The sequence below is a fragment of the Bradyrhizobium sp. IC4060 genome, assembly GCF_020193715.1.
Taxonomy (GTDB): Bacteria; Pseudomonadota; Alphaproteobacteria; order Rhizobiales; family Xanthobacteraceae; genus Bradyrhizobium; species Bradyrhizobium yuanmingense.
The window spans coordinates 264,731-285,404 of sequence record NZ_JADYVJ010000004.1; the positions used below are offsets into that span (position 1 = coordinate 264,731).

A 20,674-nucleotide genomic window follows, 5' to 3' on the forward strand; every position below is an offset into this window, starting at 1 on the left:
TTCAGCGTCTGCCGTGCCCATTGCTGCCATTTCCGTGGCCGTGGCCGTTGTTGCCTCTGCCATTGCCGGTGGCGCCGTTGTCGGCATGGCTGCTGTTGCCGTGACCGTTGTTGCCGCCGTTACCGCTATTGTTTTGATTGCCGCCGTTGCCGCTGTTGCCGCCGTTGCCGTTGTTGTTACCCGAATTACCGTTGCCGCCGTCCTTTCCGTTGTTTGGTCGCGGGGCATCGCTGGATGCGCCGGCCGTCGTTGCGGCGATCGTGGCGTTCGCGCTGGCGGCACCGCTGCTTGCCGCACCGTTGGATGCAGCCGGGCTCGTCTGGCCATCGTTCCAGACCGTCTGACTGTCGCCCCTGGCATTCGCGTTACGTGCCTGCCCCGGCGGAACGCCGCCGTGCGCAAGGCCGCGCGTCGCCTTGTGGACGTTCAGCTTGACCTCTCCCAGCGCGGCCGAAATGCGCACGGCTCCTGCCTTGGGGGCATGCCCCCCGGCCGCCTGCCCCGAGGCCTTGGGTGCGCCGGCCGCCTTGCTTCCCTTGTCGACTGGGCCGAGCGCATGGATGGCATGGCCATTGGCCGCATGGCGCGGCGCCGACAGGCCCGACTTCGGCACTGGGACACGCTCGATCGTGGGTGCACGGGGCTTGCCCTGCTCGATCGGATTGAGCGTCCCCGCACCGCTGAGGCTGAGACCGGGCTTGCCGTGTTCGAAGACGGTGGCCGCTTGTCCGGGCATCACTTGCGCAATCTGTCCCGTCTTGAAATCGGAGACTTCGACCTGGCCGCGGAGCACGCCGACCTTGGTGCTACCGGCACCGACCGTGACGCTGAACTGCGTCCCCTTGACCACGGCGGCGAGATAGGGCGTCTCGACCTCGAAATGTTTGACGTTGCGCTTCTCGACCTCGAGCAGGATCGAACCCGCCTGCTGGATGATGGTGGTCGACAGGCCGTCCTTCTTCTCGGCCGGCAGGCCCACCACCGAATTGGGAGAGATCAGGATCGTTTCCTCGCCGCGGACGAGGAGAACGCGCCCGTTGCGACCGGTGCGAATGGTATCGCCAGGTTTCAGCGTTCCTTCTGACGTCAACGACACCTGCTGGGCGCCGCTCGTGGCAAGCCAGACCTCGCCCGAGGATTTGCTGACCGACCACACACCGTCGTCCGCCGCGAATGCGCTGGAAGCCGTCCCCAGGATCAGCGCCGCCGCCAGGGCGCGCCGCATTCCAACTCTGCCGAACATGATGATCCTCAGCCCGCGTTTACAGCCAAGCCTGAGGGGTATCCGAAATCACTCAAGATAGGATTATCGGAAAGCGGCCAGCGGAGCGGCCGGATTAACCAATCGTTGACCATAAAAACCTATGAAAAATCATGCGGCTAACGAACCCTTACCGTCCCGTGGCAGATCCTCCGTTGAACTACGGAGACAAAGTCGACGCGCGCGGTGAGACGCGGCATCGCCTTACCGCATTGGTATCGGCGGCAGTAATTTTGGCGGCAACTCCAGCGGCATTTGCTCAACAGGCGAACCAGCCGGGTTTCGACCCGCGCCAGCCCGAGAAATATTTTGATAACCAGACCGAGCAGGAATCGCTCGGTCGGCCGCCGGTTCGGTTGCCGAGCGTCGGACAGCCCACGACGGGCGGCGATACCAAGCCGCAATTCGTGCTGCGCGGCGTCAGCGTCGGCGGCGCCCATGCGGTTTCCCCTGATCGCATCGCCGCTGTCTACCAGCCTTATCTCGGCCGGAAGGTCTCGCAGGCGGATCTGGCCGCGATCGCAGGCGCCATCAGCGACCTCTACCGCGAAGCTGGCTTTCATCTGAGCCGCGCCATCGTGCCACCACAAGACATCGCCGACGGCCGTGTCCGGATTCAGGTCCTGGAAGGTGCGATCGTGCAGGCCGAGCTGAAGGGCGACGGTGCAGAGCGGTTCGGCATAAGGCCGATGCTGGCGCCGGTTCTGACCGAACATCCTTCGCGACTGGCAACGCTCGAACGCCAGCTCTTCCTGATCAATGGCAGGCCGGGCGTCCGGATCACCGACACTGCGCTGGAGGAGATCGGCGGTACGACGGGCCGCTTCCGCCTGACCATCTACTTGAAAACCTGGCACGTCTTCTCCTCGTTCGGCCTCGACAATCTCGGATCCTCGTCGGTCGGTCCCTGGCAAACCTACGCCACCGGCGCGTTCAACTCTTACCTCACGCCCGGCGATGCATTGGCGGTCAACCTGTCGACCATTGCCAACGACCCCCGCCAACTCGGCTTCGCACGGCTGTCGTACGATGCGCCCGTCGGCGTCGACGGTGTCCGCCTGGGTGCTTCCGTGCTGTACAGCGCGGTAAGGCCGGGCGATATGCGCCGGCTCGATAGCGACATCACCACGACCCAGGCGTTCGAGCTGCGTGCCAGCATGGTCCCGTTGCAGTCGCAATCCTCCACGCTCACGCTGACCGCCGCCACGACCTTCAGCAATGTGTCCGAGCATGACCTTTACGGGCCCTGGTACAACGACCACATCAGGACGGCGAGCCTGACCGCCGACTACCGGCTGTTGGATCCTTTTGGCGGCACCAATTTTGCGACTCTGACCTACCGTCAGGGGTTCGACGTTTTTGGCGCCTCACATTTCGAGGACAATCTATTGTCACGCGACGGAGCCTCCTCGAACTTCTCGGTCCTGAACCTCTGGTTCACGCGCTACCAGACACTCAACGATGTCTGGTCGCTCAAGCTCGCTGCCGCGAGCCAGACGGCGTCGCGCCCGCTGTTCACTTCGCAACAATTCTATCTCGGCGGCGCGGCCTTCGGCCGTGGCTATGGCGCAGCCGAGATCAGCGGCGACAACGGCCTTGCCGGCTCGCTCGAGCTGCGCTTCGACCAGAAGCTCAATTTCCGCTATTGGACCGGCTACCAGCTCTATGCCTTTGGCGACGCTGGCGCAGTCTGGAACCACGGTTATCGCCTGAGCGACGGGCTGTCGCTGACATCGGCCGGAGCCGGTGTGCGCTTCTTCCTGGCGGACGACCTCCAGGCCGATTTCGGCGTCGCCGTCCCCTTAAGCTACCGGGCGCCGGACAACGAGCGTCGCAGCCCACGCTTTCTTTTCATGCTGTCGAGCGCGTTCCGGCTCTGCCCCGAACGCGGCCGGGCGAGCTGTCTCTAGCCGCCCGGTCCTTCGGGCGGGATGTCGCATCCTGACAGCTTTTCCCCGCGGCCATCCTTCGAGACTCCCGCTTGAGGCGGGCTCCTCAGAATGAGGCCGGAGTGCGCGGCCGGAGTTTCCACGGGCACAGACGCTGATGAGCCTCATCGTGAGGAGACGCTCGACCGCTTCCTGCGTGACAGCGCCAGCAGCGCGCTCACGCCTGCGGATACGAAGAGCCCAATGATCATGAACCCGGGCGACTATTGGCCGGGACGCTTTGCGGCAGATCAAGGCGGCTCCGACACGGCACGGTAAGAAACCACATGCTGTCGGAGAGACACGTGTCGCACTATACCGGAAGTCTTGGTACGAAAAGCCTTGTTCCGAAGGGCCTGCCCGCGGCGAGAGTGCCGGCATTCATGCGGCATCTCTATCGTTCGACCCGCAGGCTGCTGCGCTCGATCGTCGCTCGCATCGATCTCTCGCAATTTCCAGGATCCTGCTGCGGATGAGCGCGGCAGCCGCAAGCGAATGCAGAAAGATTGCCCTATGCTCCGACATGTGAGACGGATTTTCCTGCTGCTTGGCCTCGTCTCTGGCTTCGGCTCGTCGTCCGCTCTCGGTGCTGATGCCGGTCACGGCGCCGAACTCGCCAGGCGCTGGTGCGCGAGCTGCCATGTCGTGGCGAACGGACAGGCTCAGGCGAGCGCCGACGTCCCTTCCTTTGCGTCCGTCGCGCGCAGGCCGGATTTCAGTGCGGAAAGGCTCGCATTCTTCCTGCTCGATCCGCACCCGAAGATGCCGAATTTTCCCCTGAGCCGAACCGAAGCCGGCGATATCGCGGCCTACATCGCATCGCTGCGTTAGATGCCTGATCGGCCGCCGAAGGCCGCGCTCGCGCAAACCGAGCGGCGCGCTTTTCCGAAGGTCATACTTCAGCAATAGTCTGAGCTTCATCCCGGATGGTCACGCCGGGCTGCACGAAGGCTGCAAATGCAAATCCCTGCCGGTGGACCGGCAGGGATCAGCAGAAAGGATGACAGACGGCGAATGAGATCATTCGGTGGCCCATCATGGACCTGCACCGGTATCGAAGCGCGGATCTTCACGTCATACAAGATCAATTTGTGGGCACGCTGTACACAGACCGAAAATCAGGACTTGCCCTTGCCGGGTTGCATGAGACTGCCGGTCATCTGACGCATGTGATCTCCGGCGCTGGTGAACTGACTGCGGAGGAAATCGGATTGGATTCGCATCGCCTCCTGGAGGTCGGTGGCATGCACCAGCTTGCGCGCATGCTCGAAGGCCGACTTCATGTTCTGCTCCGTGAAAGCCAACGCCTGCTTCGACACCTCTGTCCCCGCCCCCGGAACGGACGACATCGATTTGGTCGCCGCTTCAAAGAACATGCCGAAGGCCTTTTCGGCCTGGTCGATGGTCTTCTCGGCCAAATCACGCAGTTCGGCCGGAACTTCGATTTTCGGTTCGATCATGGTCTCACTCCTCCCTTTTTCCGTCTGAATACCACATTTGCCTGACCGCCATCCAGCCGCCAGCGTTCCGGCGAACGATGCCGGGGAGCCTGCTCTGGCAGGAAAATGGGCAGGATGGGCGCGCGGCCGGGCTCTAGGATAAGGGGTGCTCGGGAAGAGCTTCGTCGGTGGCGAGATCTTCGACCAGCTTGATCACCTCGAAGCGCTGTCGCGGCGCGAGCTTCAGGAAGGCCCGGAGCAGACGCAGACTTTCCACGGTGCTGCCTGCAGGCACACCGAGCTTGAGATGCAGCTCAGCCGCGAAATTGAGGTTTTTCATCTCGCACCTATGACAAGCATCGGTCGTGATCCGCTCGAGAACCGAACGCCGCAACAGAACTATGGCGACGAACGTTCGGCCGAAGGGACCCGCCGGGTTGCAGGCTGAACCGCGTCCAAACGACGGCTTCCATCTGGTTGCAACTATGCCAAGCAACAACCCATCCGGCAAGCCCAACCGTGGGTATAGCGATGCTTGGTCTGCATCGCGCCACAGCGTTTTCCGGATAACAGGAATATCGATCGCCGTCACCCACCTGCGTCAAGAAGCGTCATCAATCACGCGCACAGCCCCTCTTGCTGTCAATCAACACGGGGTTTCGTCGTGTTTCCGATGTTAAATGCACGTTAGCGCGCACGAATTGGCGATTCTTCAGCAAGATACACGCATTTGTTGAATCCGTCCCGGCGGTTGCATTAAGCGCGTGAAAGTCGATCTCGCGGCCGGTCCACCGTGAACCGCCGTCCACGCGCGAGCGACCAAGCCGTTGCGGCACGGCCACGCAGACACGGGCGCCATGGCTGAAAACTCTTCGATTTGGGCGCGCCTCAGCACCAAAAGGACGACGGCATGCTTTCTCGCTGCGATCTCATCAAGGGCGCCGCAATCGCGCTTCTCACCCTCTCGACACAAGGCGCATGGGCGCAGGAGACCAAGATGAACCTGTTCAAGATCGTCACCGTCAAGGACGAAATCGTCGTCGGACTGTCGGCGCAGGAGCTTCAGGCGCTCGGCGGCAATGATGCGAGCGCCGTTGCACACGCGCTGGCACAGAGGGGCGATCTCACCGTCTGGCAATACAACGTGCATCGTGGCCCCAACGGCGAATTACCGCAGGCACCGACAGCCAAGATCGGGCTGCTGGCCCATGCCTCGCTGCGCGTCGAGCCCTACACCACGCCTTACCAGATCGTCCCTCACCCGTAAGCAATGGGCGGGACGCCGGCGGCCGAGACCGCCGGCGCTCCGCAATCATCCACGTCGGCCCCCGCGCGCCGTTCCCGTCTCCGTCGCGAAGCCGTAGATCAGCGCCAGCCGGTCCAGGCATTCGCGGAAACGCCGCGCGAAGTAATCGTTCCAGCGTTGCGTGCGGACGGCACGACGCTGCCCAACCTGATCCATGGTCAGACCCAGCACCAGCACGTCGTGCACCAGCGCGGCGCCGTCGGTGCCGAGCTCTCGTTCGATCCTGTTGAGCCGCAGCACCGCCTGGCGCTGGCTTTCGGTGACGGGCTCACGCGTGCCCGTCCCATCGACATATTCGCGCGTCGTATCCACCGCCTGCGGGCCGCGCTCCGCCCGCTCCCAATCGTTCTGGAAAGCGCGGCCGCCGCGGTACTGCGCCTCGTCGATCTGATGGTGCGCGTGCAGCCGGCCAAGCGGATCGCCGCGGACCGATCGGATCGCCAGGATCTTCTCGCCGGAATCGAGCGCGAGCGGATTGTCGACCTCCACCTCCGCGATCTCGGCGTTGAACGGCACCTCCCGCGACCGCCGGTCGTAGATCTGCGCCAATTTGTAGGACTTGTTGCGTCGGGCACGAGCCACTCGGATCTCCTTGCAAGACTGAGAGTTGAACGGAGGGCGGCACCGTCAGAGCGCCGAGACCAGCTTCAGCACGACCGGGCCTGCGGCACGGGCCGCCGACGCAGCCTCGGAACGGCGCGTCAGACGGCCATGCGGCGCGCAATAGCTCGAGCCCGGCTGGCGCGGGTGGCCGCAGAAGGTGATCTCCTCACCGTCCTTGTCGCCGCCATAGGGATAGCGGCAGTCGGCCGGCCCGAGCTCGACCAATTGGATCAGGCGCGGCTGGATGCCGACACAGCGCAACTTCACCCGCGCCGCAGGCTTCATGGCGGACTTCGGCGGCAGATTGAGGCTCGGCCACGCCACCCGGCGCGGCGAAAGCAGGCTGGGTTCACCCGGCAAGGGCGGCGCGAGCGCCGGGCTCGTCATCCATTGCGGCACGATGAGCCGGAGCCGCTTGGCGCGGCCGACCACCGCGCTGCGCGTATAAGCCGTTCCAAACCTTGCGTTTATCTGTCTTCCGATCTCCGCATAAGACATGCCTTTGTGAAAATAGTCGCGAAGCGCGTCGGAGTGCTCCGACGGCCAATGGCCCGGTTCCATGCTGCTGTCCTGTGATGCGCCTCCACCCGGGAGGCGGGACGCACATTCCGTTATTCCGAATACAAAGTCAAGCCGCATTTCTGATATTCATAATTGCATCAATTCCGAATTTCGGATTACAAGAGGCGAGACGGTGCGCAATCGAGGGAATCACCATGTTGGACGTAGCAATGATCGAGCGGGGCCTGGAGAAGACGGGCAAGAGCAAGGGCGGCCTGGCTGCGGCCATGGGCGTGCGGCCCGGCGCGGTCTCGGAGATTCTCGGCGGCGAGCGCCTGGTGAAGGCCTCGGAGATCATTCCGATCATGGAGTATCTCGAGCTCAATCTCGCGCCGATCATGGGGCGCGTCGGAGCCGGCGCCGTGATCGAGCCGGACTACGAACAGGTTCCGCCGGAAGGTCTCGGCGACGTCGCGTTGCCCTTCCCGATCATGGAAGAGACGATCGCATTCGAGATCGTGGGCGATTCGATGCTGCCCAAATACGAAAGCGGCGACGTGATCGTCGTCTACAAGGACCAGCGCCACCCGCTGTCGAGCTTCTACGGCGAAGAGGCAGTGGTCCGCCTCAAGACCGGCGAGCGCTATCTGAAGACCATCGAGCGGGGCAAATCTCCCTCAGTGGTCAACCTCACGAGCTTCAATGCCAAGCCGATCGTCGGCGTCAAGCTTGACTGGGTCGGGGAGATCTGCCTGTCCATGCCCAAGGGACAGCTTGAGCGGCTGCGTGCGAAGTCGGCGCGGCCGCGCAAGAAGGGCAAATGAGAGCCGCCGCTTCTGATTAATAGAAATCACACTTGACATAGTTTCGATTTTCGGAAACAATCTGCCGCGTCCCGACCATGGGGCGCGGCAGGGTCGTTTCATGCAATACTTCGTCGTGATGATCGATTACGGACGGCGGGGCCGCGAGGCGGTCGTCGATCCCGAAATCACCCGGCGCGAGGTCATTTCCCGCCTCGCCTCGGGTGAGTATCGGAACGTCTCGTTCATCCACGAGATCGTGGAGAACTCGGTCGAAGATGTCACCGCGGCCATCCTGGCCGAGGCGGCCCTCCCACGGATCGAGCCTGAGGACGTCGATCTCCAGGCAATCCGCCTCGACCACATCCACGACCTGCGCAAGCACGAGAGGACGTGACGCAGGCCCACAGCATGATCCGGACCTGAAGGGCCGCGTTAGCGCAAAGTGTGCAGCGGTTTTCCGAAACGATCATGATCAATCAACAGCCTAAAGCGAGATGACGATTCATCCTAATCGCATCGCGCTTTAGAGCTCGCGCCACCATCCCGTTGGGCATTACACCAGGAGAACGGTCGATCCCGTGGTCTTGCGTGCCGCAAGATCGGCATGCGCCTTGGCGGCGTCCTTCAGCGGGTAGGTCTGGTGCACCTCGATCTTGACCGCGCCGGACTTGACGACGTCGAACAGCTCATTCGCCATCGCCACCAGATTTTCGCGCTTGGCGGCGTAGGTAAACAGCGTCGGACGCGTGACGTAGAGCGAGCCCTTCTGGGCGAGCAGGCCAAGATTAAGCGGCTCCACCGCGCCGGAGGACTGGCCGAACAGCGCGGCGACGCCGAGCGGGGCGAGGCAATCCAGCGATTTCAGGAACGTGTCCTTGCCGACGGAGTCGTAAACCACTGGCACTTTCTTGCCGCCGGTGATCTCGTCGACCCGCTTCACGAAATCTTCCCTTGTATAGATGATGACATGGTCGCAGCCATGCGCCTTGGCGAGCTTCGCCTTCTCGTCGTTGCTGACGGTGCCGATCACGGTCGCGCCGAGATGCTTGGCCCACTGGCTCAAGATCAGGCCGACACCGCCGGCGGCGGCATGCAGCAGGATGGTATCGCCGGCTTTCACCCGATAGGTCTGGCGGATCAGATATTGCGTGGTGAGCCCCTTGAGCATCATCGCCGCCGCCGTCTTGTCGTCGACGCCGTCGGGCAATTTCAACAGCCGGTCGGCGGGGATCAGCCGCGCCTCCGCATACGCCCCGAGCGGCGAGGCACCATAAGCGACGCGATCGCCCGGCTTCAGATCGGTGACGCCAGGCCCGACCTCCTCGACGACGCCAGCCGCCTCGCTGCCGAGCCCGCTCGGCAGTTGCGCCGGATAAAGGCCGGAACGGTTATAGATGTCGACGAAATTGAGGCCGACCGCGGTGTGGCGGATGCGCGCCTCGCCGGGCCCAGGTTTGCCGACGCTGACCTCCTCCCAGACCAGGACTTCCGGACCGCCGGTTTTGTGAAAGCGAATGGCATGCGTCATGGGCGTGCTCCTTTATCGTTGAAATGAAAGTTCGAACACCGGATCGGCCTGTGAAATAGGCATTTGGTCCGCCCGTTACAGTATAGAAGCCGTAACAAGAATGTCACAGCGAACCACAAACAGCCGCCGTTCCGCCTCCGTTCGAAAGAGTTGATGAGGGCCCCGCGGCGACCCGCAGTAGCCTTGCGCGGGGTTTGATGGTCGCCTGCGAAGGAGAGCCGAGATGCCAGCTTACGTTCAGCATCATCAGGACGTCGAAATCGCGCCAGTGAATTGCCCCACCTGTATGGGGTTCCTGCCGATGTATGTGCGCGAGGTCGAGCCGCATTGGAGCCTTGCCAAGATCGACTTCGTCTATGAATGCGCCGATTGCGGCGCCGAGCTGAGGCAGACGATCCGCAAGCCGGAGCTGCTGCGGCACTGATCGCGCCGACAGCGAAGCGCTCAACTATTTGCGCTTAGCGGAAAAACGCCGTTCACGCGGGTCAGATGTCTCCCAAACGTGGCTTGTTCTTTGCCTGGAACGCAGGCAGAACAAGCCTCAAGCAAGACCTTTGGGAGCGCCCTTTCGTGGCTGATCAGAAGGCCTCGACCTCGATCGAGGCAGTGGAGAGCGGCCTCGCCGCGCAGGGCTACATCGCGAGCCGGCAGATCGCGACTGCCGTCTATTTGTCGCAGCAGATCGAGAAGCCGATCCTGGTCGAGGGCCCCGCGGGCGTCGGCAAGACCGAGCTCGCCAAGGCGATCGCGGCTTGGCGCGGCATGAAGATGATCCGCCTGCAATGCTATGAGGGCCTCGACGAGGCCAAGGCGCTCTACGAGTGGAAATACGCCAAGCAGCTTCTCTACACGCAGATCCTCAAGGACAAGCTCGGCGAGGTTCTCGGCGGCGCGCAGACGCTGCATGCCGCGCTCGACCAGCTCCACGATTTCGGCGACGTGTTCTTCTCCAAGGAATTCGTCGAGCCGCGGCCGCTGCTCCAGGCCCTTGAGCAGCCGGGCGGCTGCGTGCTCCTGATCGACGAGATCGACAAGTCGGACGCCGAATTCGAATCGCTGCTGCTGGAAATCCTGTCCGACTTCCAGGTCACGATCCCCGAGCTCGGAACCGTTTCGGCGATCACGCCGCCGACGGTGATCCTCACCTCCAACAGCGAGCGCGACCTCGGCGATGCCCTGAAGCGACGCTGCCTGCATCTGCATATCGGCTTTCCCGAGCAGCGGCTCGAGGAGCGCATCGTCGAAAGCCGTGTGCCCGGCATCTCGCAGACGCTGCGCCGGCAGATGGTCGGCTTCATCCACGAGATCCGCTCGCTCGACCTGAAGAAGCTGCCCTCGGTCAGCGAGACCATCGACTGGGCGCGTGTGCTGGTACTGCTCCAGGCTTCCGAACTCGATACTGAGATCGTCCAGGACACGCTCAACGTGCTCCTGAAATACGAAGCCGACATCGAAGCCGCGACGCCGCAGGTGACGACCTTCATTGCCAAGGCGGCCCGGTCCAACGTCTTCGGTTGACGCCGATGCGCGAAAATCTCCATCGCTTCTTTCGGGCGGCACGCGGGGCTGGCGTTCACGTCTCGCCGGCCGAAAGCATCGATGCGATGCGCGCCGTCGCGCAGGTCGGCATCTCCGACCGCGCCGTGCTACGCGATGCGCTGCTGCTGACGCTCGCCAAGTCGCAGGACGAGAAGCTCGCGCTCGGCGACTGCTTTGATCTGTTCTTCAGCCAGCCGGAGCCGCGACAGGAGCAGCCTGAGGCTGCCGGCGAAGACGATGCTGCGCAAGGCGAGGATCAGCCGCCCTCCGCCGGCTCGGCGAGCGAGGCGGGCGAAGGTCAGCCTTCCCAGGGCCTGGGTCCCTTGGCGCAGATGCTATTGTCGCAGGATCGCAACGCGATCGCTGCCGCGATTGCCAGCGCCTCCGGCGCGGCCTCCCTGTCCGACATCCGCTACTCCACCCAGCGCGGCATATTCTCCAGCCGCATCCTCGACGCCATGGGCCTCCAGCGCCTGCGCGACGATCTCGACCAGCTGACCGCGACCAACCCGTCGCTGGCCGAGCGACTGCGCGCCGCGCTCGACGCCTTGCGCGAAGCCGTGCGCGATACGGTCTCGCAAGGGCTCGCACTCTATGCCCGCGAGGAGGCCGAGAACCTCCGCAACGAGATCCTGCGCAACGCGCCGCTTGCCCGCATCGAGCGGCGCCAGGTCGCCGAGATGCGTGCCCTCATCCGCCAGATCGCACGCCGGCTGCGCGAGCGCTATTCCAAGCCGCGCAAGCGCCAGCGCCGCGGCCATCTCGACGTTCGCCGCACGCTCCGCCGCAACGCGGCCTGGGGCGGCGTGCCCTTCCTCACGGCATGGAAGCGCAAGCATCGCGACCGGCCGAAGATCGTCGCGCTGTGCGACGTCTCGGGCTCCGTTGCGCAAGTCTCCGACTTCTTCCTGCTGCTGATTCACTCGCTGCATGAGGTGGTCGACGACGTCCGCTCCTTCGCCTTCTCTTCGCACCTGATCGAGGTCAGCGAGATCCTGGAGACGAAGTCGCCGGAGGAGGCGATGTCCGAGATCATGTCCAAGGTCGGTTTTGGCTCGTCGGATTACGGCGCCTCGCTGGTCGATTTCGAGAAGGAGTTCATGAGCGCGCTGACGCCGCAGACCACGGTGATCGTGCTCGGCGATGCCCGCAGCAACAATCTCGACCCACGCGCCGACATTTTGCGCCGGATCTCCGAGCGTTCGAAGCGGTTGGTCTGGCTCAATCCCGAGGGGCGGCTCGCCTGGGGCTTTGGCGATTCCGAGATGCCGCGCTACACAACCTTTTGCAGCGTCGTGCGCCAATGCGCCACCGCGCAACAGCTCGAACGCGCTGTTTCCGATATTGTGGCGACTTATCAATAAGCAGTAACAGCCGCCTCCGTCAGGCGGCGTTCAGCTCGGCCTGATTGCATTCCCGAAAGTGACGCGCGATTTCGTCGAGCGCGCGCTGCTCCCATTCTTCTGCCTGCGCCAGCCAGAACGGCCGGCGCTTCGAATCGAGCGCCGCGCGCTCTCGGCAAAGGAATTCCTGACTGCGAATTTCCACCAGCCTGTTCATGCACTCCACTCCTGCCGTGTGAAGCCATTCCCCGCAGGCCAAGGTAACAGAGTCCTCAATCTCCCGCCTCATCATTTCTGTGCATATCGCGACGCCAAATAGGACAGTGATGCTTGCCGTGCACTGCGGCAGCTCGCATCGCAACATCAAGTGCGGATCATCAATTAGTGATCGGAGATCGTGACGGTGGTCGTGCACAACGACGTTAACTCTTGTGGCGCAACGAAGTGCCGCAATTTGTGAAGAGATGTTCTAAACAGCTGACCGAATTCCCGACTCATTGTCGTCGCATGGTCTTCATGCGGCGCCGCTAACAGGGGCACGCGAACCGGACGATCGGCTGAGGCACCATGAGCAACGATTTCGACTTTGATCTATCGACCGACCAGTGGGAAGCGCTAAAGGCGCTTCGCAACCCGGTGTCGAACGGTCGCCTCGCGAAGGCCTATCTCGTCGAAAGCCTCGCCAAGCTCGGCCTCGTTGTCATGAATGACGGCGTGCCTGCGATAACATCCACAGGACGCAAGGTGCTGGTGCGCGGCTCATGCCGGCTGCTCGATCTCGTGGCGTGACGAGATCGCCTGCTGCCGCGTAACTGCGCCATCGCCTGAAAAATAACCTTTAGCTCTTCATCGAAATCGGATTTGCTTCTTGCGACAAGATCTGGCGCGCAACGACGCCGCGCCAGACAGGCAAGGGAGCTGATCATGAACGGGCTTGGCGGGCTGAACAAATCCCCCAACGGTGTGGTTATCGGACTTGTGCAGCTGCAGCTGCCTAGCGTGGTGAGCGCGGCCGATCTCGCCAGGCAGACCGAGCGCATCGTCTGGATGGTCGGCAAGGCCCGCCGCAATCTCTCCACCATGGATCTGGTGGTCTTCCCCGAATACTCGCTGCACGGCCTGTCGATGGACACCAATCCGGAGATCATGTGTCGGCTTGACGGACCGGAGGTTGCGGCCTTCAAGCGGGCCTGTGTCGATAACAAGATCTGGGGCTGCTTCTCCATCATGGAGTTCAACCCGCATGGCAATCCCTACAACTCGGGCCTGATCATCGACGATCACGGCGAGATCAAGCTCTACTATCGCAAACTTCATCCCTGGATTCCGGTCGAGCCGTGGGAGCCCGGCGACATCGGCATTCCCGTGATCGAGGGACCGAAGGGCGCGAAGATCGCGCTGATCATCTGCCATGACGGCATGTTCCCGGAGATGGCACGGGAATGCGCCTACAAAGGCGCGGAGATCATGATCCGCACCGCCGGCTACACCGCGCCGATCCGCGAAGCCTGGCGCTTCACCAACCAGGCTAATTCGTTTCAGAATCTGATGATCACCACAAATGTCTGCATGTGCGGCTCGGACGGCTCGTTCGATTCCATGGGCGAAGGCATGATCGTCAATTTCGACGGCACCGTCCTGGCGCATGGTACGACCGGCCGTGCCGACGAGATCATCACCGCAGAGGTCCGGCCGGATCTCGTGCGCGAAGCCCGCATCAACTGGGGCGTCGAAAACAACATCTACCAGCTCTGGCACCGCGGCTATGTCGCGGTGAAGGGCGGCGCGATGGACTGCCCCTACACCTTCATGCAGGACATGGTCGCCGGCACCTTCCGATTGCCGTGGGAAAATCAGGTCAAGGTCACCGACGGCACCTCGTGCGGCTTCCCGGCCCCGACGCGGATGTTCGGCAAGACGGCGAAGGCGGCGGAATAACCCGGTTTCTCCGGTGAAACCGCGACAATCTGGCACCGTGGCCTGCGCGCTCGGCAACCTCGTCGGCAATTGCGTCGCAACCGTCGCGGTCGCGGCCTGGGAAGGCGATCTCGCCCGGCCAAGGCGGCCAAGGTGCTGGAGGGTGGCGAGGTGGTCGACGTGACGGCGGGATAGAGGTTCGGCGATCAATCGTTCCACTGGAGGAGTGGCGTGCCGTAGGCCCTCCTCCAGACCGACAGAAAGCGCGGAAACCACGAGTGGGCCACGGCACCCTTATAGGCCCAGGTGCGATACTTCAGACCCTGCTCCGAAATCAGCTCCTGATAGCCGCCGTGGAGTTCGGTCGCGGCGCGAATGTCCTTCAGGATTCCTTGCGCGCAGGCCCGATAGGTATCGCCACCCGAGAACTCATCGTAATCCAGCATGCGGTCGGCAAATTCGACGTTGAACGTCGGCCAGGAGGAACGCCCCTGATATGCGGGAGCTGCAATCTTGTGGATCATCTTGGTCCGCGGGTTGCCCGCCGAAACCAGGAAGTGGAACGTGCTCGGAATGCGAAACCGTGGCTCGGCGATGATCACATCCGTCGTGGCCGCGAACAGCGCGCGCTCGCTCGCCTCGCTCATATCCCAGAAGCCGCGATGCACGCTGACGAAATCCAATGCGACCGACGATGCCGGTGAGCTCGCCGGGCCGTCCAGGGAATGCCTGATGTAGCCGTTCTTGCCGAAGAGGCGGAGCAGATCCCTCTTGTACTGCGCAAGGTCGCGCCCGAGCAGCCGCTTCAGCTCGTTCTCGCCGACGATCCCGAGCTGCACGCCCCACACGAAGGTCGTGTAGACGCAGGCATTGGTGACGAAACGCCGGCGCTCGGCGCGGGTATCCGTCGCCGCGGAGCGCGGGCCGCTGGCGTCGCACAGCAAATATCTGGTGCCGTCAGCGTCGAAGGACTCCAGCTCGCTCGCAAGCTTCAGGATCGCGCGCTTCAGGTCTCCGCCATATTCGGCCAGCAACAAGCGGCCGGCGTGCGCGCATTGCGACATCGCAAGGTAAGACGACGCCCTCTCCTCGGCAGAGATCATCTGCTGCAGACCGGCGAGAATGCCGAGCAGCGTATCCGAGGGTCGCGAAAAATAGTTCACGCCGAGATACCGGCCGCGCCCGGCCGGTACGATGGTCGTGGTGACCACGTCGGCGCGAACGGCCTCCAGCAGCAGGCGCACGCTCTTCTCGAGCAGACGGACCCGTCGCACGGCGTCCTGCGCATCCATGATGGTTTCAGGATCGAGAACGTCGGGATAGAACCAGGCGAAGTCGCGGGGGTAATAGGCCGAGGCATGCGGTGCGCCGGTGACGAGGAAGGCCTCGGTCACCGAAAAGGCGCTGTCCATCGAGTGCCGATAGAGGTCCTCGATCGCCGACAACGAATGATGCGATTGTCTCAGGAATCGATCACCGAGGAAATTGACCGCCTGAAGGGCGTTGGCGACGAAGGTCGCAGCCATCCCCTGATAGAACCGGTTTTCACGATGTGATGGAAAAGAGATGTCGCTGTTCATGTCCGTCAATCGGCTGATTGTCTCGTGACCCTCGTGATGATGGCCACCATCTTAAACATGACTAATTCGTATCTCTACCCGGTGACTTGCGGGTTCGTGACGCTCGCCTAGGCCTTGCGCGGCCCGAAATTCTCGATCACCCGCAGCAGCACACGCGCGCCGGCGTCGGCATCGGCGAGCGCGACATGCTCGTCCGGGTGATGGCTGATGCCGCCGCGGCAGCGGACGAAGATCATGCCGACATCGGCAATGTCGATCATCGCCATGCCGTCGTGCCCTGCCCCGCTCGGCAGCTCGAACACGGAGAAGCCTTCGGCTTCGATCGCTTGCGCGATCTGCTGCTTGAGCCAGGGCGCGCAGGGCGCGGTGCGGTTCTCGTGGGTAACGTCGAGCTGAAGCGCCAGCTGTCGCCGCTTGGCGATCGCCTCGATCTGGCGGACGACATCGGCCACCGCGCGCTTGCGATGCATGTCGGTCGGCGCGCGCATGTCGATGGTGAAGGATACCTCACCCGGAATGACGTTGGTCGCGCCGGGCCTCGCCTGGATGTAGCCCACGGTGCCGACGAGGCCGCCCTCGTCGGTGCGGCAAAATTGCTCGATCGCATTGATGCATTCGGCCGCGCCGGCGAGCGCATCTCGGCGCAGCGGCATCGGCACGGTGCCGGCGTGACCGGCCATACCGGTGAGCCGGGCCGCAAGGCGCGTGGCCCCGGTAATGGCGGTGACGACGCCCACCGGCAGGTTCTGCGCTTCCAGCACCGGCCCCTGCTCGATGTGCAATTCGAGATAGGCAAGCAGCTCGCGCCGCGCGCGCGCGGCCGCACCGATATGGTCGGGATCGAGGCCGAACTGCACGAGCGCCTCGCGCATCGACACGCCGTCGCGGTCGCGCGTGTTCAGGATACTCTCATCGAAGGTGCCGGCCACCGCACGGCTGCCGAGCAAGGTCGAAGCGAACCGCACCCCCTCCTCGTCGGCAAAGCCGATCACCTCGATCGCAAATGGCAGGCGCTTGCCGCGGCGGTTGAGATCGGCGACGCAAGAGATCGCCGTGATCACACCCAGCGGTCCATCCCATTTGCCGGCATCGCGCACGGTGTCGTAATGCGAGCCGAGCATCAGGCAGGGCATGCCCGGCCGGTCGCCTTCGTACCGTCCGCAGACATTGCCGATGGCATCGAGATGGGCGCTCATGCCGGCCTCGCGCATCCACCCCATGATGAGGTCCGCGGCCTTGCGCAGCTCCTTGCTGAGGAAGATGCGGGTGAGCTTCTCGGGCTCTTCCGAGATCGCGCCGAGCTCGTTGATCCGGCGAACGATCTCATTGCCGAGCGATGCATCGTGAACGGTACCAGCGCCCATCTCGGCGAGCTTTCCATCTTCTGAGGACACCGCGGTCCTGACGACAATCGATACAAGTTCGGTGCCAGCGGGCATCCTCCGGCGCCGTCTCAGTCAGCGCGTGGTTAGCATGAATGCGCCTTGCCGGCCGACCGTCCGACGCGGGTCATGCACATGCGCGAGCAGGTTCTGGCTGCTCAACTCCTCTGCATACAATACCTTTATATTGCCTATAAATTAGACTGCCACTTTCCTCGCCAAGTTCAGAACGCACATCATTCGATATTTAATTCAAGTACTTATAAATAACTGCACGCTTCATAGTCTCTGGCACGAAGCTTGCGACATCTGATCCCGGCTCCGCCAAGCCGGCGCAGCCGTGAGATCAAGGCGGGGCATCCGCCAAGGGGAGCGAGCAATGGATTCTGGCAGGATTTCACGACGTCATGTGTTGCAGGGCGGCGCGGCCCTCACCCTCGGCGCGGCAGCGGGCCTCCGCCCGGCCTTCGCGGCCGAGACCACCATCGGCTTCATCTATGTCGGCTCGCGCGACGACTACGGCTACAACCAGGCGCACGCGCAGGGCGCGGCGGCGCTGAAGAAGATTCCCGGCCTCAAGGTGGTCGAGGAGGAAAAGGTGCCGGAGACCGACGCGGTCGAGAAGACGATCGAGTCCATGATCAATCTCGACGGCGCCACCCTGCTCTTCCCGACCTCGTTCGGTTACTACAATCCGCACATGATCAAGATGGCCAACAAGTACCCGAAGCTCCGCTTCGAGCATTGCGGCGGCCTCTGGAGCGAGAAGGACCCCAAGAACGCCGGCAGCTATTTCGGCTACATCGACGAGGCTCAGTACATCTCCGGCATCGTCGCCGGCCTGACATCGAAGAGCAGCAAGCTCGGCTTTGTCGCGGCCAAGCCGATCCCTCAAGTGCTGCGCAACATCAACGCCTTCACGCTTGGCGCCAAGTCCGTCAATCCAAAGGCCACCACGCAGGTGATCTTCACCGGCGACTGGTCGATGCCGGTCAAGGAGGCCGAAGCCACCAACAGCCTGATTGATCAGGGCGTGGACGTGCTCACCTGCCACGTCGATGGGCCCAAGACCATGGTCGAGAACGCGGCGCGGCGCGGCGCCTTCGTCTGTGGCTATCACACCAACCAGTCGGCGCTGGCACCCAAGGCCTATCTCACCGGCGCGGAGTGGAACTGGGAGGCGCTCTATCCGAAGTTCGTCAAGATGATCGCCTCCGGTGAAGGCATTCCGAATTTCTACCGCGGCGGCCTGAAGGAAGAGATCGTCAAGACCTCGCCCTATGGGGAAGCGGTCTCGGCCGAAGCGCGCAAGGCGGCCGACGCGGCCAAGGCAAAATTCCTGTCGGCAGAAGGCTTCGCCATCTTCAAGGGTGGGCTGGTCGACAACAAGGGCAAGACGGTGATCCCTGCCGGTACCGACCGCGGCCAGAAGGATCCTGAACTGGAGAAGATGGACTACCTGGTCGAGGGCGTGCTCGGAGCCACTTCGTGACGACGGAAGCGGCGGATTCCACGGACGCGGTCGGGACAGTCGCCCCGGCCGCCGATCCCGGTTTCCTCCAGCGTCACGGCGGCACGATCGAATATGTCCTGATCCCGGGCGCGGCGCTGGTCGGCGCGCTCGCGGTGTTCGGCATCTTCGTCGCGATGTTCGGCAAGAATCCGCTCGATCTCTATTTCTACATGTATTACGGCGCGTTCGGCACCTGGTTCTCCTGGCAGAACACGCTGACGCGCGCAGCGCCCCTGATCCTCACCGCACTCTGTACCGCGCTGCCGGCGCAGCTCGGCATGGTCATCATCGGTGGCGAAGGCGCGCTGCTGATCGGCGCGTTGTCGGCAACCAGCGCCGCACTCGCGCTTCAGGGCATGCCGCCGCTCGTCGTCCAGATCGCCATGGTCTGCGCCGGCGTGATCGGCGGCGGGCTGTGGATCATGCTCGCGGGTGGCTTGCGGCAATATCGCGGCGTCAACGAGACCATCTCGAGCCTGCTGCTCGTCTACATTGCGCTCGCGATCCTCAACCATCTCGTCGAGGGGCTGATGCGCGATCCCGCCAGCCTCAACAAGCCGTCCACCCGCGAGATCGGCGCCGCCAACATGATCGGCTCCATTCCCGGCACCGACGTGCATTGGGGCCTCGTGTTCGGCCTGGTCGCTGCCATCGCCTCCTACATCCTGATCTATCACACTGTGTTCGGCTTCGCCGCGCGCGTGGCGGGCGGCAACATCCGTGCTGCGAAGATCGTCGGTCTCGGCGTCGACAAGCTGATCCTGACCGTCTGCTTCCTTGCCGGCGGCGCGGCTGGCCTCGCCGGCATGGTCGAGGTCGCCGCCGTGCAGGGACGCACCAACGCCAACCTCGCCGCCGGCTATGGCTTCACCGGCATTCTCGTCGCCTTTCTGGCGCGGCAAAATCCGCTCGCCATCATCCTCGTCGCGATCCTGCTCGGCGGCATCAGCGCCAGCGGCGGCCTGCTTCAACGCCGCTTGGGACTGCCCGATGCGTCCGTGCTGGTGCTGCAGGGCATCATCTTCGTCTTCGTGCTCGCCAGCGATGCGCTCTACGGCCGCATCGGATTCCTGAAGGGAAAATCCTGAGATGGCAGACGGATCGATCGGCCTCTGGACCGTCCCGCTCGCCGTCCTCGGCGGCGCCATTCGCGTCTCCACCCCATTCCTGTTCGTGAGCCTGGGCGAATGCATCACCGAGCGTGCGGGCCGCATCAATCTCGGCCTCGAAGGCACGCTGGTGATGGGCGCGATGAGCGCCTATGGCATCTCCTATCTCACCGGCTCTCCGTGGCTCGGCGTGCTTGCCGCCGGCATCACCGGCGCGCTGCTGGGTGCGCTGCATGCCGGCATCTGCTCGCTGCCGCGCGTCAATGACGTTGCCGTCGGAATTGCCTTGATGCTGTTCGGCACTGGCCTTGCGTTCTATCTCGGCAAGCCGCTGATCGAGCCGACAGCGCCGCGGCTGCCCGCCATCGACTTCGGCTGGTGGAGCGACATCCCGCAAGTCCAGGCAGCGCTGCGCATCAACGTGCTGTTCCTGATCGGCGTGGCGCTGGCGCCAATCCTCTATTGGGCCTTCCGCACCACCCGCTGGGGCTTGCTCATCCGCACCGCCGGCGAGAGCGCGGATGCCGCACGCGCGATGGGCCATTCCGTGCTGCTGATCCGCCTGCGCGCCACCATGGCCGGTGGTTTCCTCGCGGGCATCGGCGGCTCGTTTCTGTCCCTGTTCTACCCCGGAAGCTGGAACGAGGGCCTTTCCTCGGGCCAGGGCATCACCGCCGTGGCGCTCGTGATCTTCGCGCGCTGGGATCCCCTGCTCTGCCTGTGGGCCTCGCTCGCCTTCGGCGGCGCGGCGGCGCTGGGTCCGGCGCTGCAATCGGTCGGCGTCACCTCTGGCTATCACCTATTCAACGCCGCGCCCTACATCCTGACGCTGGCGATCATGATCATCACCTGCTCGCCGAAGCGGACGCTGACCGGCGCGCCCGCTGAACTCTCGATCACACGGTAACACGCACGAGGT

At 63.5% G+C, this 20,674-nt stretch carries 22 protein-coding genes and 1 pseudogene; 14 read left to right on the top strand and 9 right to left on the bottom strand.

Annotated features, from left to right (window positions below):
• Nucleotide 1: 1 nt before the first annotated feature.
• Nucleotides 2–1,243: a FecR domain-containing protein gene (locus I6F16_RS17250; protein WP_225111987.1), complete on the bottom strand. Its 1,242-nt coding sequence runs from the start codon at nt 1,241–1,243 to the stop codon at nt 2–4.
• A 131-nt stretch (nt 1,244–1,374) separates the two neighbouring features.
• On the opposite strand from I6F16_RS17250, the gene I6F16_RS17255 reads away from it, so the two are divergent.
• Both I6F16_RS17255 and I6F16_RS17260 read left to right on the top strand, forming a co-directional pair.
• A complete protein-coding gene (locus I6F16_RS17255; RefSeq protein WP_225111988.1) occupies nt 1,375–3,171 on the top strand; it encodes a POTRA domain-containing protein in 1,797 nt (598 codons plus the stop codon).
• Nucleotides 3,172–3,702: 531 nt separating this feature from the next.
• On the top strand, nt 3,703–4,020 hold the full coding sequence (locus tag I6F16_RS17260) for a cytochrome c (RefSeq protein WP_036007678.1): 318 nt from the start codon (nt 3,703–3,705) through the stop codon (nt 4,018–4,020).
• A gap of 287 nt (nt 4,021–4,307) precedes the next feature.
• Here the strand turns inward: I6F16_RS17260 and I6F16_RS17265 are convergent, their stop codons facing one another.
• Both I6F16_RS17265 and I6F16_RS17270 read right to left on the bottom strand, forming a co-directional pair.
• On the bottom strand, nt 4,308–4,649 hold the full coding sequence (locus tag I6F16_RS17265; RefSeq protein WP_036007681.1) for a phasin: 342 nt from the start codon (nt 4,647–4,649) through the stop codon (nt 4,308–4,310).
• A gap of 133 nt (nt 4,650–4,782) precedes the next feature.
• The gene (locus tag I6F16_RS17270) at nt 4,783–4,968 is read right to left on the bottom strand and encodes a hypothetical protein (RefSeq protein ID WP_036007684.1); all 186 of its coding nucleotides are present in this window, start codon (nt 4,966–4,968) and stop codon (nt 4,783–4,785) included.
• Nucleotides 4,969–5,538: 570 nt separating this feature from the next.
• On the opposite strand from I6F16_RS17270, the gene I6F16_RS17275 reads away from it, so the two are divergent.
• Entirely contained in the window at nt 5,539–5,895 is a 357-nt protein-coding gene (locus I6F16_RS17275; RefSeq protein WP_225111989.1) for a hypothetical protein, read from the top strand.
• A gap of 45 nt (nt 5,896–5,940) precedes the next feature.
• On the opposite strand, the gene I6F16_RS17280 is transcribed toward I6F16_RS17275, so the two are convergent.
• On the bottom strand, nt 5,941–6,516 hold the full coding sequence (locus I6F16_RS17280; protein ID WP_036007689.1) for a hypothetical protein: 576 nt from the start codon (nt 6,514–6,516) through the stop codon (nt 5,941–5,943).
• A gap of 45 nt (nt 6,517–6,561) precedes the next feature.
• Nucleotides 6,562–7,098, bottom strand: coding sequence for a GcrA family cell cycle regulator (locus I6F16_RS17285; RefSeq protein WP_225111990.1), 537 nt, complete (start codon nt 7,096–7,098; stop codon nt 6,562–6,564).
• 155 nt (nt 7,099–7,253) lie between these two features.
• Between I6F16_RS17285 and I6F16_RS17290 the strand changes: the two genes are divergently transcribed.
• Nucleotides 7,254–7,862: a S24 family peptidase gene (locus I6F16_RS17290; protein ID WP_036045323.1), complete on the top strand. Its 609-nt coding sequence runs from the start codon at nt 7,254–7,256 to the stop codon at nt 7,860–7,862.
• 100 nt (nt 7,863–7,962) lie between these two features.
• The gene (locus tag I6F16_RS17295; RefSeq protein ID WP_036045322.1) at nt 7,963–8,238 is read left to right on the top strand and encodes a hypothetical protein; all 276 of its coding nucleotides are present in this window, start codon (nt 7,963–7,965) and stop codon (nt 8,236–8,238) included.
• Nucleotides 8,239–8,397: 159 nt separating this feature from the next.
• On the opposite strand, the gene I6F16_RS17300 is transcribed toward I6F16_RS17295, so the two are convergent.
• Nucleotides 8,398–9,372 carry a quinone oxidoreductase gene (locus tag I6F16_RS17300; RefSeq protein WP_036045319.1) on the bottom strand — a complete coding sequence of 325 codons (975 nt, stop codon included), beginning with the start codon at nt 9,370–9,372 and terminating at the stop codon, nt 8,398–8,400.
• Between the two features lie 223 nt (nt 9,373–9,595).
• Here I6F16_RS17300 and I6F16_RS17305 point away from each other — a divergent pair, with 223 nt between their 5' ends.
• From I6F16_RS17305 to I6F16_RS17315, 3 genes are all read left to right on the top strand, one after another.
• A complete protein-coding gene (locus I6F16_RS17305) occupies nt 9,596–9,796 on the top strand; it encodes a hypothetical protein (RefSeq protein ID WP_036007702.1) in 201 nt (66 codons plus the stop codon).
• A gap of 146 nt (nt 9,797–9,942) precedes the next feature.
• Entirely contained in the window at nt 9,943–10,890 is a 948-nt protein-coding gene (locus I6F16_RS17310; protein WP_225111991.1) for a MoxR family ATPase, read from the top strand.
• A gap of 5 nt (nt 10,891–10,895) precedes the next feature.
• On the top strand, nt 10,896–12,275 hold the full coding sequence (locus I6F16_RS17315) for a VWA domain-containing protein (protein ID WP_225173882.1): 1,380 nt from the start codon (nt 10,896–10,898) through the stop codon (nt 12,273–12,275).
• A gap of 19 nt (nt 12,276–12,294) precedes the next feature.
• On the opposite strand, the gene I6F16_RS17320 is transcribed toward I6F16_RS17315, so the two are convergent.
• On the bottom strand, nt 12,295–12,471 hold the full coding sequence (locus I6F16_RS17320; RefSeq protein ID WP_192893126.1) for a hypothetical protein: 177 nt from the start codon (nt 12,469–12,471) through the stop codon (nt 12,295–12,297).
• A 350-nt stretch (nt 12,472–12,821) separates the two neighbouring features.
• Here I6F16_RS17320 and I6F16_RS17325 point away from each other — a divergent pair, with 350 nt between their 5' ends.
• From I6F16_RS17325 to I6F16_RS17335, 3 genes and pseudogenes are all read left to right on the top strand, one after another.
• Complete coding sequence (locus tag I6F16_RS17325; protein ID WP_036045311.1) at nt 12,822–13,043, top strand: hypothetical protein; 222 nt, start codon at nt 12,822–12,824, stop codon at nt 13,041–13,043.
• 135 nt (nt 13,044–13,178) lie between these two features.
• Complete coding sequence (locus I6F16_RS17330; protein ID WP_225173883.1) at nt 13,179–14,192, top strand: formamidase; 1,014 nt, start codon at nt 13,179–13,181, stop codon at nt 14,190–14,192.
• Between the two features lie 37 nt (nt 14,193–14,229).
• Nucleotides 14,230–14,366, top strand: a pseudogene (locus tag I6F16_RS17335) (C4-dicarboxylate transporter DctA); the annotation flags it as partial.
• Between the two features lie 11 nt (nt 14,367–14,377).
• Here the strand turns inward: I6F16_RS17335 and I6F16_RS17340 are convergent.
• Together I6F16_RS17340 and I6F16_RS17345 are read right to left on the bottom strand one after the other, a co-directional pair.
• The gene (locus I6F16_RS17340; protein ID WP_225173884.1) at nt 14,378–15,751 is read right to left on the bottom strand and encodes a hypothetical protein; all 1,374 of its coding nucleotides are present in this window, start codon (nt 15,749–15,751) and stop codon (nt 14,378–14,380) included.
• A 107-nt stretch (nt 15,752–15,858) separates the two neighbouring features.
• Nucleotides 15,859–17,115 carry an allantoate amidohydrolase gene (locus I6F16_RS17345; protein WP_225173913.1) on the bottom strand — a complete coding sequence of 419 codons (1,257 nt, stop codon included), beginning with the start codon at nt 17,113–17,115 and terminating at the stop codon, nt 15,859–15,861.
• A gap of 397 nt (nt 17,116–17,512) precedes the next feature.
• Between I6F16_RS17345 and I6F16_RS17350 the strand changes: the two genes are divergently transcribed.
• Genes I6F16_RS17350 through I6F16_RS17360 form a run of 3 tightly spaced genes read left to right on the top strand, consistent with a single transcriptional unit; the run spans nt 17,513 to nt 20,662 of the window.
• Nucleotides 17,513–18,625, top strand: a complete 1,113-nt coding sequence (locus I6F16_RS17350) for a BMP family ABC transporter substrate-binding protein (RefSeq protein WP_225173885.1) — start codon at nt 17,513–17,515, stop codon at nt 18,623–18,625.
• Nucleotides 18,622–19,734, top strand: a complete 1,113-nt coding sequence (locus tag I6F16_RS17355) for an ABC transporter permease (protein WP_225173886.1) — start codon at nt 18,622–18,624, stop codon at nt 19,732–19,734. The genes I6F16_RS17350 and I6F16_RS17355 overlap by 4 nt, the downstream gene beginning before the upstream one ends.
• Before the next feature lies 1 nt (nt 19,735).
• The gene (locus tag I6F16_RS17360; RefSeq protein WP_036045297.1) at nt 19,736–20,662 is read left to right on the top strand and encodes an ABC transporter permease; all 927 of its coding nucleotides are present in this window, start codon (nt 19,736–19,738) and stop codon (nt 20,660–20,662) included.
• Nucleotides 20,663–20,674 lie beyond the last annotated feature (12 nt).

Bases quoted from the DNA above. Each gene is read 5' to 3' on its own strand.
- I6F16_RS17250 (WP_225111987.1), bottom strand. From the start codon at position 1,243: ATGTTCGGCAGAGTTGGAATGCGGCGCGCCCTGGCGGCGGCGCTGATC.
- I6F16_RS17255 (WP_225111988.1), top strand. From the start codon at position 1,375: ATGCGGCTAACGAACCCTTACCGTCCCGTGGCAGATCCTCCGTTGAAC.
- I6F16_RS17260 (WP_036007678.1), top strand. From the start codon at position 3,703: ATGCTCCGACATGTGAGACGGATTTTCCTGCTGCTTGGCCTCGTCTCT.
- I6F16_RS17265 (WP_036007681.1), bottom strand. From the start codon at position 4,649: ATGATCGAACCGAAAATCGAAGTTCCGGCCGAACTGCGTGATTTGGCC.
- I6F16_RS17270 (WP_036007684.1), bottom strand. From the start codon at position 4,968: ATGAAAAACCTCAATTTCGCGGCTGAGCTGCATCTCAAGCTCGGTGTG.
- I6F16_RS17275 (WP_225111989.1), top strand. From the start codon at position 5,539: ATGCTTTCTCGCTGCGATCTCATCAAGGGCGCCGCAATCGCGCTTCTC.
- I6F16_RS17285 (WP_225111990.1), bottom strand. From the start codon at position 7,098: ATGGAACCGGGCCATTGGCCGTCGGAGCACTCCGACGCGCTTCGCGAC.
- I6F16_RS17290 (WP_036045323.1), top strand. From the start codon at position 7,254: ATGTTGGACGTAGCAATGATCGAGCGGGGCCTGGAGAAGACGGGCAAG.
- I6F16_RS17295 (WP_036045322.1), top strand. From the start codon at position 7,963: ATGCAATACTTCGTCGTGATGATCGATTACGGACGGCGGGGCCGCGAG.
- I6F16_RS17300 (WP_036045319.1), bottom strand. From the start codon at position 9,372: ATGACGCATGCCATTCGCTTTCACAAAACCGGCGGTCCGGAAGTCCTG.
- I6F16_RS17305 (WP_036007702.1), top strand. From the start codon at position 9,596: ATGCCAGCTTACGTTCAGCATCATCAGGACGTCGAAATCGCGCCAGTG.
- I6F16_RS17315 (WP_225173882.1), top strand. From the start codon at position 10,896: ATGCGCGAAAATCTCCATCGCTTCTTTCGGGCGGCACGCGGGGCTGGC.
- I6F16_RS17320 (WP_192893126.1), bottom strand. From the start codon at position 12,471: ATGAACAGGCTGGTGGAAATTCGCAGTCAGGAATTCCTTTGCCGAGAG.
- I6F16_RS17325 (WP_036045311.1), top strand. From the start codon at position 12,822: ATGAGCAACGATTTCGACTTTGATCTATCGACCGACCAGTGGGAAGCG.
- I6F16_RS17330 (WP_225173883.1), top strand. From the start codon at position 13,179: ATGAACGGGCTTGGCGGGCTGAACAAATCCCCCAACGGTGTGGTTATC.
- I6F16_RS17340 (WP_225173884.1), bottom strand. From the start codon at position 15,751: ATGAACAGCGACATCTCTTTTCCATCACATCGTGAAAACCGGTTCTAT.
- I6F16_RS17345 (WP_225173913.1), bottom strand. From the start codon at position 17,115: ATGGGCGCTGGTACCGTTCACGATGCATCGCTCGGCAATGAGATCGTT.
- I6F16_RS17350 (WP_225173885.1), top strand. From the start codon at position 17,513: ATGGATTCTGGCAGGATTTCACGACGTCATGTGTTGCAGGGCGGCGCG.
- I6F16_RS17360 (WP_036045297.1), top strand. From the start codon at position 19,736: ATGGCAGACGGATCGATCGGCCTCTGGACCGTCCCGCTCGCCGTCCTC.